Source organism: Streptomyces sp. NPDC054961 (genome assembly GCF_053609145.1).
This window is the reverse complement of the sequence record NZ_JBSGWY010000049.1, coordinates 14747-28963: the sequence shown is the minus strand read 5'-3', so window position 1 is coordinate 28963 and position 14217 is coordinate 14747. Positions and strand designations below refer to the sequence as shown.

10 protein-coding genes and 1 tRNA gene are annotated in these 14217 nt (G+C 70.1%); 6 read left to right on the top strand and 5 right to left on the bottom strand.

The features are described 5' to 3' along the window. Positions 1-53 precede the first annotated feature (53 nt). Positions 54-4004: an ATP-dependent RNA helicase HrpA gene (gene hrpA / locus ACWF9Z_RS31475; RefSeq protein WP_453607835.1), complete on the top strand. Its 3951-nt coding sequence runs from the start codon at positions 54-56 to the stop codon at positions 4002-4004. Between the two features lie 69 nt (positions 4005-4073). Then, a tRNA-Asp gene (locus tag ACWF9Z_RS31470) sits at positions 4074-4147 on the top strand. A 681-nt stretch (positions 4148-4828) separates the two neighbouring features. On the opposite strand, the gene bldC is transcribed toward ACWF9Z_RS31470, so the two are convergent. Together bldC and ACWF9Z_RS31460 are read right to left on the bottom strand one after the other, a co-directional pair. Beyond that, the gene (bldC, locus tag ACWF9Z_RS31465) at positions 4829-5035 is read right to left on the bottom strand and encodes a developmental transcriptional regulator BldC (RefSeq protein WP_003949541.1); all 207 of its coding nucleotides are present in this window, start codon (positions 5033-5035) and stop codon (positions 4829-4831) included. A 575-nt stretch (positions 5036-5610) separates the two neighbouring features. Next, positions 5611-6465 carry a hypothetical protein gene (locus tag ACWF9Z_RS31460; RefSeq protein ID WP_453607832.1) on the bottom strand — a complete coding sequence of 285 codons (855 nt, stop codon included), beginning with the start codon at positions 6463-6465 and terminating at the stop codon, positions 5611-5613. Between the two features lie 206 nt (positions 6466-6671). Between ACWF9Z_RS31460 and ACWF9Z_RS31455 the strand changes: the two genes are divergently transcribed. Together ACWF9Z_RS31455 and ACWF9Z_RS31450 are read left to right on the top strand one after the other, a co-directional pair. Next, the gene (locus ACWF9Z_RS31455; protein ID WP_453607829.1) at positions 6672-7781 is read left to right on the top strand and encodes a Leu/Phe/Val dehydrogenase; all 1110 of its coding nucleotides are present in this window, start codon (positions 6672-6674) and stop codon (positions 7779-7781) included. Positions 7782-8080: 299 nt separating this feature from the next. After that, complete coding sequence (locus ACWF9Z_RS31450) at positions 8081-8353, top strand: DUF3073 domain-containing protein (protein WP_356651707.1); 273 nt, start codon at positions 8081-8083, stop codon at positions 8351-8353. Positions 8354-8454: 101 nt separating this feature from the next. On the opposite strand, the gene purM is transcribed toward ACWF9Z_RS31450, so the two are convergent. Further along, on the bottom strand, positions 8455-9525 hold the full coding sequence (gene purM, locus ACWF9Z_RS31445; protein WP_453607826.1) for a phosphoribosylformylglycinamidine cyclo-ligase: 1071 nt from the start codon (positions 9523-9525) through the stop codon (positions 8455-8457). Between the two features lie 225 nt (positions 9526-9750). Next, a complete protein-coding gene (gene purF, locus ACWF9Z_RS31440) occupies positions 9751-11268 on the bottom strand; it encodes an amidophosphoribosyltransferase (protein WP_453607823.1) in 1518 nt (505 codons plus the stop codon). Positions 11269-11427: 159 nt separating this feature from the next. Between purF and ACWF9Z_RS31435 the strand changes: the two genes are divergently transcribed. Together ACWF9Z_RS31435 and ACWF9Z_RS31430 are read left to right on the top strand one after the other, a co-directional pair. Further along, on the top strand, positions 11428-11523 hold the full coding sequence (locus tag ACWF9Z_RS31435) for a putative leader peptide (protein WP_453607822.1): 96 nt from the start codon (positions 11428-11430) through the stop codon (positions 11521-11523). Positions 11524-11649: 126 nt separating this feature from the next. Then, positions 11650-13095: a sulfatase-like hydrolase/transferase gene (locus tag ACWF9Z_RS31430; protein ID WP_453607820.1), complete on the top strand. Its 1446-nt coding sequence runs from the start codon at positions 11650-11652 to the stop codon at positions 13093-13095. A gap of 279 nt (positions 13096-13374) precedes the next feature. Here the strand turns inward: ACWF9Z_RS31430 and ACWF9Z_RS31425 are convergent, their stop codons facing one another. Next, on the bottom strand, positions 13375-14205 hold the full coding sequence (locus tag ACWF9Z_RS31425) for an META domain-containing protein (protein ID WP_453607817.1): 831 nt from the start codon (positions 14203-14205) through the stop codon (positions 13375-13377). Between the last annotated feature and the right edge of the window lie 12 nt (positions 14206-14217).

The following is a 14217-nucleotide window of genomic DNA, read 5'->3' as shown; positions in this document are numbered from 1 at the left end:
CCCCACAAATGCGTTCGCCACCCGGCACCTACGGGTGAGATCCTCGACCAGGTATGTCTACTTCCTTCGCCGCCCTGCAGACGCTTCTCGGTGAGATCTCCCTCCGTGACGCGCACCGCCTCGGCCGCCGCCTCGAAGGCGCCCGCCGCATCCGCAAGCCCGAGGCCAAGCAGGCCGTGCTCGACGAGATCGCCGCGGAGGCCGAAAAGGCCGCCGCGCGACTGGCCGGGCGCGCCTCGCGGATGCCGGAGGTCACGTATCCCGAGAACCTTCCCGTCAGCCAGAAGAAGGACGAGATCGCCGAGGCGATACGCGACCACCAGGTCGTGATCGTCGCGGGCGAGACCGGATCCGGCAAGACCACGCAGATCCCCAAGATCTGCATGGAGCTGGGCCGTGGCGTCCGGGGCATGATCGGGCACACCCAGCCCCGCCGGATCGCGGCCCGCACCGTCGCGGAGCGCATCGCGGAGGAGCTGAAGTCCGAGATCGGCGAGACCGTCGGCTGGAAGGTCCGGTTCACCGACCAGGTGAACCAGGACGCCACCTTCGTGAAGCTGATGACGGACGGCATCCTGCTCGCGGAGATCCAGACGGACCGCGAGCTGCGCGCGTACGACACGATCATCATCGACGAGGCCCACGAGCGGTCCCTGAACATCGACTTCCTGCTCGGGTACCTGGCCACGCTGCTGCCCAAGCGCCCCGACCTCAAGGTGATCATCACCTCGGCGACGATCGACCCCCAGCGCTTCTCCCGGCACTTCGGCGAGGCCCCGGTCGTCGAGGTCAGCGGCCGTACGTATCCGGTCGAGCTGCGCTACCGGCCACTCCTCGAGGAGGACTCCGAGGACAGCGACCGCGACCAGATCACGGCGATCTGCGAGGCCGTGGACGAGCTGCAGTCGGAGGGGCCGGGGGACATCCTGGTCTTCCTCTCCGGCGAGCGCGAGATCCGCGACACGGCGGACGCGCTGATCAAACGGAACCTGCGCTCCACCGAGGTGCTCCCCCTCTACGCGCGCCTCTCGCACGCCGAGCAGCACCGCGTCTTCCAGCAGCACAGCGGACGCCGGATCGTCCTGGCCACGAACGTCGCCGAGACCTCGCTGACCGTGCCGGGCATCAAGTACGTGATCGATCCCGGCACGGCCCGCATCTCCCGCTACAGCCACCGCACCAAGGTCCAGCGCCTGCCGATCGAGCGGATCTCGCAGGCCAGTGCCAACCAGCGCAAGGGCCGCTGCGGGCGCACCTCGGACGGCATCTGCATCCGCCTCTACTCCGAGGACGACTTCGACAGCCGTCCGGAGTTCACGGATGCCGAGATCCTGCGCACGAACCTCGCCTCCGTGATCCTCCAGATGACGGCGGCCGGCCTCGGCGAGATCGAGAAGTTCCCCTTCATCGACCCGCCGGACCACCGCAACATCCGTGACGGCGTGCAGCTCCTCCAGGAGCTCGGTGCGCTCGAGCCCGCCGGGAAGACCGCGTCCGGGGAAGGCGGCAAGAACCGGCTCACGCCGATGGGCCGCCAGCTCTCCCAGCTCCCGGTGGACCCGCGGCTGGCCCGCATGGTGGTGGAGGCGGACAAGAACAACTGTGTCCGCGAGGTCATGGTGATCGCGGCGGCCCTGTCCATCCAGGATCCGCGCGAGCGGCCCTCGGACAAGCAGACCCAGGCCGACCAGAACCACGCCCGGTTCAAGGACGAGACGAGCGACTTCCTCTCGTTCCTGAACATGTGGCGCTACGTCCGCGAGCAGCAGAAGGAGCGCGGCTCCTCGTCCTTCCGCCGGATGTGCAAGCAGGAGTACCTGAACTTCCTGCGCATCCGCGAGTGGCAGGACATCTATTCGCAATTGCGTACGGTCGCCAAGACCATGGGCATCCACGTCAACGAGGCCGACGCCCCCGAGACGAGCGTGCACATCTCGCTGCTGGCCGGCCTGCTGTCGCACATCGGGCTCAAGGACACGGACAAGAACGAGTACCTGGGGGCCCGGTCCGCCAAGTTCGCGGTCTTCCCCGGTTCGGCGCTCTTCAAGAAGCAGCCGAAGTTCCTGATGTCCGCGGAACTGGTGGAGACCTCGCGGCTGTGGGCCCGGGTCAACGCCAAGGTGGAGCCGGAGTGGGTGGAGCCGCTCGCCCAGCACCTGATCAAGCGCACGTACAGCGAGCCGCACTGGGAGAAGGACCAGGCGGCCGTCATGGCCTTCGAGAAGGTCACGCTCTACGGCGTGCCGATCGTCGCGCAGCGGAAGATCAACTACGGCCGGATCGACGCCGAGGTCTCCCGCGATCTGTTCATCCGCAACGCCCTCGTCGAGGGTGACTGGCGGACCCACCACAAGTTCTACGCCGACAACCGCAAGCTCCTCACCGAGGTGGAGGAGCTGGAGAACCGGGCCCGGCGCCGCGACATCGTGGTCGACGACGAGACGCTCTTCGACTTCTACGACCAGCGGATCCCCGAACACGTGGTTTCGGGGGCGCACTTCGACTCCTGGTGGAAGCACAAGAAGCGGGACGAGCCCGAGCTGCTCGACTTCGAGCGCGAGATGCTGCTGACGGAGAAGGCGGCCGGGGTCACCAAGGCCGACTATCCGGACTCCTGGCACCAGGGGCAGCTGAAGTTCCGGGTGACCTACCAGTTCGAGCCGGGCGCGGACGCGGACGGCGTGACCGTCCACATCCCGCTCCACGTGCTGAACCAGGTCACGGAGGAGGGCTTCGACTGGCAGATCCCGGGCCTGCGGGAGGAGGTCGTCACCGAGCTGATCCGCTCGCTGCCGAAGCCGATCCGCCGGCACTACGTGCCCGCGCCGAACTTCGCGACCCGCTTCCTGGCCACGGCGCACCCGCTGGGTGAACCCCTGCACGTGACGCTGGCCCGCGAGCTGCACCGGATGGTCGGGGTGCCGGTCACGGCCGAGGACTTCGACCTCACCCGGATCCCCGATCACCTGAAGATCACCTTCCGGATCGTCGACGAGCGCCGCAAGAACCTCGCGGAGGCCAAGGACCTGGAGGCCCTGCGGCTGCGGCTCAAGCCCAGGGCCCGCCAGGCCCTCTCCCAGGCGGCCGCGGCCACCGCCGAGCGGGCGGGCGGGGAGTCGGTGGAGAAAACCGGTCTGACGGACTGGACGATCGGCACGCTGGCCAAGGTCTTCGAGACCCGGCGGGCCGGCCAGCCGGTGAAGGCGTACCCGGCGCTGGTGGACGAGGGCGCGAGCGTGTCCGTCCGCCTCTTCGACACCGAGGCCGAGCAGCAGCAGGCGATGTGGCTCGGCACCCGTCGGCTGATCTCGCTCAACATCCCGGTGAACCCGGCGAAGTTCGCCTCGGACCACCTCAGCAACCAGCAGAAGCTGGCCCTGTCGCGCAATCCGCACGGCTCCATCCAGGCGCTGTTCGACGACTGCGCGACCGCGGCGACCGACAAGCTGATGGCGGACCACGGCGGCCCCGCCTGGGACGAGGCGGGCTTCCGCCGGCTCTACGAGGCCGTGCGCGCCGACCTGGTGGACACGACCGTACGGACGATCACGCAGGTGCAGCAGGTCCTGGCGGCCTGGCAGGCCTGCGAGCGCCGCCTGAAGGCCACGAACAGCCTGGCCGTCATGGCGAACGTCCAGGACGTGAAGACGCAGCTGGCGGCCCTCGTGCCGGCCGGCTTCGTCACCCTGGCCGGACTGCGCCGGCTGCCGGACCTGATGCGCTACCTGGTGGCGGCGGACCGGCGGCTCCAGCAGATGCCCACGGGGGTCCAGCGCGACACCACGCGCATGGAGAAGGTCCACGAGATGCGGGACGAGTACCTGTGGCTGCTGGAGCAGTTGCCGAAGGGCCGGCCCGTCCCGGAGGCCGTCACCGAGATCCGCTGGATGCTGGAGGAGCTGCGGGTCAGCTACTTCGCCCACGCCCTCGGAACGGCGTACCCGGTCTCCGACAAACGCATCGTGAAGGCCGTGGACGCGGCGGCTCCGGGGCCTGCCCGGTGACCGGGTTTTACTGCACCCCCTGAGCTGCGGTACAGTCTGATTCGTAGCCGCCCAGCGGCCGCAAATCAAGGACCTGTGGAGCAGTTGGTTAGCTCGCCACCCTGTCAAGGTGGAGGTCGCGGGTTCAAGTCCCGTCAGGTTCGCAACACCAGCAGGGCCCGCATCCCCAGGGATGCGGGCCCTGCTGCGTTTCCCGGGGCCGGCGGGGGGATCGGCTGCCGCTCCGTCCCCGCGGGCTTCCCGCCCCGTGGGCCGCCCCCGTGCCACCTCGCGCCCGTCGCGGCCTCCCCGGACCCTCCCCGGCCCACCTCGGGCTCCTCCCGCCCCTCCCCGCCCCTCCACGGCCCCAACACGCCCCCCACAGGGCCCCTGGGCGCCGTCACGGGCCACGGAAGGCCCGCCCGGCGCCGGCCCGGGGCCACCGGGGCCTCGTGACCCCGGCCGCGGTCCGGGGGGCCCGCGGATCCGCCGTTCGCACGAGGCGCGCCGCGCGGGACGTCCCTTTACGGGGCAGATGGCCCGATGTACAAGAGTGATCAACTGTGACGGGAGTCACCTCATGTGTTTTTGAGACGCACCCTTTTATCGCACCCCTACGCCTGCTCGATTTTATATGTGCCATTGCACCTCCCCCGAGAGTCCCGCGCGCCCGTTCGATATGACCCTGACCAGGGCATAAAAAAGATCGCGCTGGACCCGGCGGAGTCCAGCGCGATCGACGACTGTCGAACCTGTTGGGGCAGGTCCGGTCGCGTGAAGCCTTGTGGGGCTCATCGGATTGGGGGACCCGATAAACGTCCGGTAATACGTAGTGCTGCGGAACCTCAGGCCTCGCTGCGCTGCTGCGGAATTCCCGCAAGCAGTGCGCGAACCTCAGCCTCGCGGTAACGGCGGTGTCCACCCAGGGTGCGGATGGACGTGAGCTTGCCAGCCTTGGCCCAGCGGGTGACCGTCTTCGGGTCCACGCGGAACATCGTGGCAACCTCAGCCGGGGTCAGCAGCGGCTCGGCATCAGGGGTGCGAGCGGTCATGAGCGGCCTCCTCGGGAGAACCGAACCATCTCGGTTCTTTCCTCTAAATTCTGCACCTTGGCCCACGTTGCCCGAAATGGACATACGCGGGCCGAGTCGGTTATAGGACGAACGGCTTGTCCTCGGCACTACAACTACACCATCCGTCCAGCCTCGACGGCCAAACCGATGGAATTGCCCTCCGAGGTGTTCATCAGCGGCGGAAGCCGATGGACCGTCCCATAACGGACAGTCACCCCACTGTGACGATCAGTCACAGAGCGATCAGGAGTCATCAGACCCCCCGTAGAGCGCAATGCCGAGCAATCCGCCCTTAGTTGGACGGAAGGAACCCTCCCCGGACTCCTTGTCCTATTTTGGCACGAGGGTAGGGGAAGGGCGCAAGGGTGTAGATAGTGCGGTCCGTCACGCTTGGGCCAATGGCCCGTATCGGGACGTAGGTCCCGGAACAAAGACCCAAAAGAGGGCATCCCGACCCTGACCTGCCCGTACTCCTCCGGGGTCGGCCGATCGACGGATGGACACCGGGGCCCCCGGCCGCTACCCGTCCGGATCCGCCGGTCGCGCCCGTCCCGCTAATTCGCGAAGAGCCGCTCCCGGACGGCCCGCCACCGCTCCGCCAGGACCGCGTACGTCTGCGCCGCCCCGTCCATGTCCCCGGCCCGCAGGGCCGCGATCCCCGCCGCCAGGTCCCGGGCCGAGTGGTCGGCGGCCAGCCCCTCCGCCGGGAGCGCGTGCGGCAGCCCGCCGTAGTCCAGCTCCACCATCGAGCGCGGGTGGAACTCCTCCAGCCAGCTCCCGACCTCCACCAGGCCCTCGACGAGCATTCCGTACCCCTCCGCCTCGCGCAGGGTCCGCAGGCCCCGCGCGAGGCGGCGCCGGGCCTGCACCATCGGCGTCCGGTAGCGCAGCCGCTCGCCGGGGACGTACTCGCGCTCCTCGTCGGCCACCAGCACGAACCAGCGCAGCGGCACCTGCCACACCCCGGTGCGGATCCACGGCCGCGCGTCGGGATGGTGCCCGCGCCAGGCCTCGTAGTCCTCGGCGGCCCGACGGCGGGTCGCCGCGGGCAGGACGGCGTCGAGCACCGCCGGCGGGAACTCCGCCGACAGCTCCTGGAGCGCCATCCAGCCGCGCAGCCGCGTCCGCCACGGGCAGACCAGCAGCATCCCGTCCACCTCGGCGGTGAACGCGTCCGCGCTCTCGTGCGCCGGGACCCCCACCACCGGCACCCGGACCAAGTCCACCAGCGACCGACGCAGTTCGTCCTGGGCGGTCACGCCGCAGCCGCGCCGGGCGTAGTCGGCCCAGTGGGTCCGCTCGGGCTCGGGGAAGGCCGTCAGCGGCTCGTAGACGCGCAGGTACGAGGCGTACGGGACGGCGGACGCCGAGCGGGCGGAGGGCAGCCGGGGATCGGGGGATTCGCTCACGCTCTCGTACTCCCCCGCGGCGCGCGCCGGTACTCCGGCGCGGGCGTGCGGACCGGGCGCCGGACCCGCCCGTACCCCGGAAGTGTTCCGATCCCCGGACCGGGAGGATGGCCGGGCTCCGCAGGTCTTACGCTGCTCCCAGCACGCCCTCCCCCACCCGCAGGGCGGGCGTCTTTCCCGCCGCATCTCTTATGGGAGTCACCACCGTGACCGAAATGAACGACGGCGTCCTGCACACCCTGTTCCGTACGGAACAGGGCGGCCACGAGCAAGTCGTGCTGTGCCAGGACCGAGCCACCGGCCTCAAGGCCGTCATCGCGATCCACTCCACCGCCCTGGGCCCGGCCCTCGGCGGCACCCGCTTCCACGCGTACGCCTCGGACGGCGAGGCCGTCCTCGACGCGCTGAACCTCGCGCGGGGCATGTCGTACAAGAACGCGCTCGCCGGGCTCGACCTCGGCGGCGGCAAGGCCGTCATCATCGGCGACCCGGACGTCCTGAAGTCCGAGGAACTGCTGCTGGCATACGGCCGGTTCGTCGAGTCCCTCGGCGGCCGCTACGTGACCGCCTGCGACGTCGGCACCTACGTGGCGGACATGGACGTCGTGGCCCGCGAGACGCGCTGGGCGACCGGCCGCTCCCCCGAGAACGGCGGCGCCGGCGACTCCTCGGTCCTCACCGCCTTCGGCGTCTTCCAGGGCATGCGCGCCAGCGCCCAGCACCTGTGGGGCGACCCGACCCTGCGCGGCCGCAAGGTCGCCGTGGCGGGCGTCGGCAAGGTGGGCCACCACCTGGTCCAGCACCTGCTGGAGGACGGCGCGGAGGTCGTGATCACGGACGTCCGCGAGGAGTCCGTGCGGCGCGTCCTCGAGCAGCACGGCGAGGGCAAGTACGCGGGCAGGGTGACGGCCGTCGCCGACACCGAGGCGCTGATCCGCGTCACGGGCCTGGACATCTACGCCCCCTGCGCGCTGGGCGGGGCCCTGAACGACGCCTCGGTCCCGGCCCTGACCGCGAAGGTCGTCTGCGGCGCGGCGAACAACCAGCTCGCCCACCCGGGCGTCGAGAAGGACCTCGCGGACCGCGGGATCCTCTACGCGCCGGACTACGTGGTCAACGCGGGCGGCGTCATCCAGGTCGCCGACGAGCTGCGCGGCTTCGACTTCGACCGCTGCAAGGCGAAGGCCGCGAAGATCTTCGACACCACGCTGGAGATCTTCACACGTGCGAAGGCTGACGGGATTCCCCCGGCCGCCGCCGCCGACCGGATCGCCGAGCAGCGCATGGCCGACGCCCGCCCGGTGGGCACGGTCTGATCCCCGCGGGCCCCTCAGGGGGCCCGCGGGCGGGTCCGCCGGGGCGCGGCGAGACGGAACTCACTGCGCTTCGGCGGGTCGCCCGCCAGGAAAGAGCTAAAATCGCAGCTGACCAGCGAGGACGGGGCGCCTTGTTGGTACTGCACCGGGGCGCGTCATGCGGGCGGCGTACCGTATGGCCGCGGAAGCAGGTACCGTTAAACCCCTACGGACGGTCTCTCCACGGAGAGCCCGCTCCGAACCATGAACGCGTGTCAGACTCTGGGGCCGTCGAGCCCCGTCACCGAGGGGGTCGAGCCATGGGGCGCGGCCGGGCAAAGGCCAAGCAGACGAAGGTCGCCCGCCAGCTGAAGTACAGCAGCGGCGGGACTGACTTGTCGCGTCTGGCCAATGAGCTGGGCGCATCGCCGACTGATCCGCCGCTGCCTGTCAGCGTGCCGGTCGAAGTCGATGACGATGACGATCAAGATGACGACGACCCGTACGCCAAGTACGCGGCTCTCTACAACGACGATGACGACGAGGACGAGGACGAAGAGTCCGGTTCCTCTGCGCATCGTCGCGGCGCTTGACGCTTTCACGGTGTCTGCACGCCAGGTCTAAAACACCGGAACCCGGTCCAGGGCATCGCCCCGGGCCGGGTTTCCGTGCTGCTCGCACGCGGCTCCGCTGATCAGCTCGCGTAGTCGCCGGTCATGGTCGCGCCCTCGGCGTGGTCGCCGCGGTCGAGGATCTCTCCCGCGACCCAGGCGTCGACGCCCCGGTCGGCCAGGGCGGTCAGGGCCACGTCCACCGACTCCTGCGGGACCACGGCCATCATGCCGACGCCCATGTTCAGGGTCTTCTCCAGCTCCAGGCGCTCCACCTGCCCGGCCTTTCCGACCAGGTCGAAGATGGCACCGGGGGCCCAGGTCGAGCGGTCGACCGTGGCGTGCAGGTGGTCCGGGATCACGCGGGCGAGGTTGGCCGCGAGGCCGCCGCCGGTGATGTGGGAGTAGGCGTGGACCTCGGCGGTGCGGGTGAGGGCCATGCAGTCCAGCGAGTAGATCTTGGTGGGCTCCAGCAGCTCCTCGCCGAGGGTCCGGCCGAGCTCCTCGACGTGGCCCTCGAGGGACATCCCGGCCCGGTCGAAGAGGACGTGGCGGACCAGCGAGTACCCGTTCGAGTGAAGACCGGAGGACGCCATCGCGATCACGGCGTCGCCCGTACGGATGCGATCGGCGCCCAGCAGACGGTCGAACTCGACGACGCCGGTGCCGGCGCCCGCCACGTCGAAGTCGTCCGGACCCAGCAGGCCCGGGTGCTCGGCGGTCTCGCCGCCCACCAGGGCGCAGCCGGCCAGGACACAGCCCTCGGCGATGCCCTTGACGATGGCCGCGACCCGCTCGGGGTGCACTTTGCCGACGCAGATGTAGTCGGTCATGAAGAGCGGTTCGGCGCCGCAGACGACGATGTCGTCCATGACCATCGCGACCAGGTCGTGGCCGATGGTGTCGTAGACGCCCATGCGGCGGGCGATGTCCACCTTGGTGCCGACGCCGTCGGTGGCGGAGGCGAGCAGGGGGCGCTCGTAGCGCTTGAGGGCGGAGGCGTCGAAGAGGCCGGCGAACCCGCCGAGGCCGCCGAGGACCTCGGGGCGCTGCGTCTTCTTCACCCACTCCTTCATCAGCTCTACGGCGCGGTCTCCGGCGTCGATGTCGACGCCCGCGGCTGCGTAGCTGGCACCGGTGGTCTTCTCTGTCATGACAGGAGAGAGCTTTCGTGTCGTTGCTGCGTGTGGTGCGGGGCCCTGGGAGAAGCTTCAAAGGCAGGACCCCGCGCAGGTGGAGCAGGGTGGTCGGGGCTCGTCGGCCCTACGGGGCGTCGTGCCCCACGGGGCCGGGAGCCCCACGATGCTGCGGGCCCCCCGCGGAGCCGCGCGCCTTCGGGGTTGCGGTCCCCGGGGTCGCGGCCCCGCGGAGGGGTACGGCTACGGGCGCCGGAGCGCGTCGGCGGCGTCGGTACCGCCGGCCAGCTCGGTTTCCAGGAGCTGCTTGCCCAGGAGCTGCGGGTCGGGCAGCTCCATGGGGTACTCGCCGTCGAAGCAGGCCCGGCAGAGGTTGGGCTTCTGGATGGTGGTCGCCTCGATCATCGAGTCGAGCGAGATGTAGGAGAGCGAGTCCGCACCCATGGAGGTGGCGATCTCGTCGACCGTCATGCCGTTGGCGATCAGCTCGGCCCGGGTGGCGAAGTCGATGCCGAAGAAGCACGGCCACTTCACCGGCGGCGAGGAGATCCGGATGTGGACCTCCGCCGCGCCGGCCTCGCGGAGCATCTTGACCAGGGCGCGCTGGGTGTTGCCGCGGACGATCGAGTCGTCGACGACCACCAGGCGCTTGCCCCGGATGACTTCCTTGAGGGGGTTGAGCTTGAGGCGGATGCCGAGCTGGCGGATCGTCTGCGAGGGCTGGATGAAGGTCCGGCCCACGTAGGCGTTCTTGACCAGGCCGGAGCCGTACGGGATTCCGCTGGCCTCGGCGTAACCGACGGCGGCGGGAGTACCGGACTCCGGCGTCGGTATCACCAGGTCGGCGTCGACCGGGGCTTCCTTGGCCAGGCGCCGGCCCATCTCGACGCGCGAGAGGTAGACGTTCCGGCCGGCGATGTCGGTGTCCGGGCGCGCCAGGTAGACGTACTCGAAGACACATCCCTTGGGCTTCGCTTCCGCGAAGCGAGAGGTCCGCAGACCGTTCTCGTCGATCGCGATGAGCTCGCCCGGCTCGACCTCGCGGACGAAGCTGGCGCCGCAGATGTCGAGGGCCGCGGTCTCGCTCGCGACCACCCAGCCGCGCTCGAGGCGGCCGAGGACCAGCGGGCGGATGCCCTGCGGGTCCCGGGCGGTGTAGAGCGTTCCCTCGTCCATGAAGACGAGCGAGAAGGCGCCCTTCACCTGCGGGAGGACCTTGGTGGCCGACTCCTCGATGGTCAGGGGCTTGCCGTCGTCGTCCGTCTGGCCGGCCAGCAGGGCGGTGACCAGGTCGGTGTCGTTGGTGGCCGCCACCTGGGTGGCACGGCCGTCCTGACGCGGAAGGTCGGCGACCATCTCGGCGAGCTCGGCGGTGTTCACCAAGTTGCCGTTGTGACCCAGGGCAATGGAGCCGTGGGCGGTCGCACGGAAGGTGGGCTGAGCGTTCTCCCAGACGGAGGCTCCGGTGGTCGAATAGCGGGCGTGACCGACCGCGATATGACCCTGGAGCGAGCCGAGAGAGGTTTCGTCGAAGACTTGGGAAACGAGTCCCATGTCCTTGAAGACGAGGATCTGGGAACCGTTGCTCACAGCGATGCCCGCGGACTCTTGTCCGCGGTGCTGTAGCGCATACAGTCCGAAGTAGGTGAGCTTGGCGACCTCTTCACCCGGAGCCCAGACACCGAAGACGCCGCAAGCGTCCTGGGGGCCTTTTTCGCCGGGGAGCAGGTCGTGGTTGAGTCGTCCATCACCACGAGGCACGCCTCCGAGTGTAGGCGAGATCGACCACTGGTCCGAATTGGGGACGCCCGGGAAATGTCACAGCACGCAGGGTGACGGAACCTGTTCGGAACCCGGCCGTCTCAACATCCGGATTGCCCTGGTTGACAGTCGCCTGTCGTTTCGTACAAGCTCCGGCCCATGCAGCCTCTCGGTGACGGCACCGTCACCCTCGTCGCGCGCCGACACGTGGACCTCGTCCGTGTCGCCAGCGCCATCTGTCGCTGTTCTGCGTAGTCACACGCCGCATCTCCCTTTCCTTTTCTGATTTCCTTCCTGCGTCCCGTCCCAGCCCGCTCCGCCGTGCCCTGCGCCCTTCCGCGCCGCCCGGAGCAGGCCGTCGGGCCGTGCTCTGGAGCACCCGTGACCTCGTACGAACCCAATCTGTCCCGACGCGCCTTCGGCGGAGCGGTCGGCGCGAGCGCCGCGGCCGCCGCGGTAGGGCTGGGGGCCGCCGCCCCGGCCCAGGCCGCGCCCGCCGAAGCCCACCGCCCGGAGTCCGCTCCGGCCGCCGGCGAGCGGGAGTTCCGCGCCGACCGCGGGCGCCGCTCCCGCCGCCCGAACATCCTGTTCATCCTCGGGGACGACCTCGGCTGGGCCGACCTGTCCTCCTACGGCTCCCCGAACATCAAGACCCCGAACCTGGACCGCCTCGCCCGCCAGGGCGTCCGCTTCACCGACGCCTACTCGGGCTCCGCGACCTGCTCCCCGACCCGCTTCAGCCTGTACACCGGCCGCTACCCGGGCCGCGTCAAGGGCGGCCTCGCCGAGCCCATCGCCGACAAGTCGGCGGGCCTGGAGCCGACCCACCCGACGCTGGCCTCGCTGCTGCGCGGCTCCGGCTACGCGACGGCACTGATAGGCAAGTGGCACTGCGGCTACCTGCCCGACTACAGCCCGACCAAGTCCGGCTGGGACGAGTTCTTCGGCAACTTCGGCGGGGCGCTGGAGTACTACTCCAAGCTCGGTCTCGGCGGGGAGTACGACCTCTACGAGGGCGACGCCGAGTACAAGGACCTGCGCTACTACACGCGGATCCTGACCGAGCGCGCGGCCGAGTACGTCTCCCGCGACCACGGGGACAAGCCGTGGCTGCTGAACCTCAACTTCACCACCCCGCACTGGCCGTGGATCGCCGACGGGGACACCGCGGAGAGCGCCGAGGTCGAGCGGCGGATCAAGGCCGGCGACGGGCGGGCCCTGTGGCATCAGGACGGCGGCTCGGTCGGGAAGTACCAGCAGATGGTGGAGGACCTCGACCGCTCGGTCGGCGAGGTGCTGAAGGCGCTGAAGCGCTCCGGCCAGGAGGAGGACACGCTGGTGTTCTTCTCCAGCGACAACGGCGGCGAGCGCTTCTCCTACAACTGGCCGCTCTCCGGCAACAAGGCCTCCCTCCAGGAGGGCGGGATCCGGGTCCCCAACATCGTGCGCTGGCCCGCCCGGCTGGACGGCGGCCAGGTCAGCCACGTCCCGGTCTTCACCCCGGACTGGACGGCCACCCTGCTGGAACTGGCGGGCACCCGCCCCGACCCGGCGCACCCGCTGGACGGGGTCAGCCTGGCCGGGTACCTGCTGCGCGGCGAGAAGGTCGCCGAACGGAACATCTTCTGGCGGGTGCGCGGGGAGCGGGCACTGCGCCGCGGGGACTGGAAGTACTACCGCGGCAAGACGGGCCGCGACCAACTCTTCAACCTGGCCGGTGACCTGCGCGAACAGGCCGACAAGGCGGCACTGGAGCCGGCCCGGCTGGCCGAACTGCGGTCGGCCTGGGAGAAGACGGACGCGGGTCTCCTGCCGTACCCGGGCTGATCCCGTGACGTGATCCACAGCCTGTGGAAGGCCGCCGATCACGACGGACGCGATACCTGAACCCAGCGAGCACGTACGTCGGTTGCCGATCGGCGAGCAGATCCCCTTCTCGTCCGAGGGCATCCCGATGTGGGACACCGTCCCCTTCACGGGAGACCTCCGGGTCACGCCCCTGGACGAGCCCGTCCTGCCCGAGCCGCCCCGCAACGGGGAGGGATCGGCCGCGTGCACGTCAGCAAGATCGGCGACGGCGGAACCGCACACGTCCGAGACCGGTGATCACTCGGCGGCCGAGGACGCCTTCGCGGTCAGGCCCTTGGTGGCGTCCGCCGTCGTGAGGTGCAGGGTGTCGTCCTGGATGTGCCAGCCGAGTCGGCCGGCGGCGAACAGGGCGGTCAGTGCCTGTTCCACCTGGCCCTGAGGGCCTGTACAGGCCATCCGGGTGGTGGCGAGCGGTCCGAAGGTGAGCGAGCCGCCTTCGACGGTGGCCTTCGCGTCGAACCGGTTGCAGCCGAGGCCGCCGCTCGCGGATCCGTCGGCGGCGACGGTGAAGCGGGCCTTGCCGGCCGCCTCGGCCGGCAAGGAGCTCGCGGTGTCCCCGTCGAGGAGGGAGTCCACGATCCACACGGTGGCGAGGAGCGGCGCGGCGGGGGTACGGGGCTTCGTGGTCAGGCTGATCTCGTTCCCCTCGGGCGTCTTCAGGGTGACGGCGTCCGGCTGCTCCCGGACGGTCAGCCGGCCCTGGAACAGCCTGGCGAAGGCCGTCTCGAACCGCATGTTCTCGCAGGCCATGTCGGTGGAGGAGCCGGGCCGCACCGTCATGGTGGTCCCGGAGTCGAAAACGACCCGGGCCGTGAAACCGTTGCATCCGTAGTTGCCCGTGACCTCGGCTTCGTGGCCCCCCTTGCCGGGCCGCAGGGTCAGCCCGGCGGCGTCGGGCGCGGTCAGCGTCCGCCCGCCCTCGGTCAGGCTCACCACGGACCAGGTGCCGGTGAAGCCCCGGTCGGGCCGCGTGCCCCGGGCCGCGCCTTCGTCACCGCAGGCGGTGGCGGTGGCGGACAGCGCGAGTACGGCGACCAGGGCTGCGGGGAGGAGCGGGAGCGTGCGCATGCCGGTGGGACG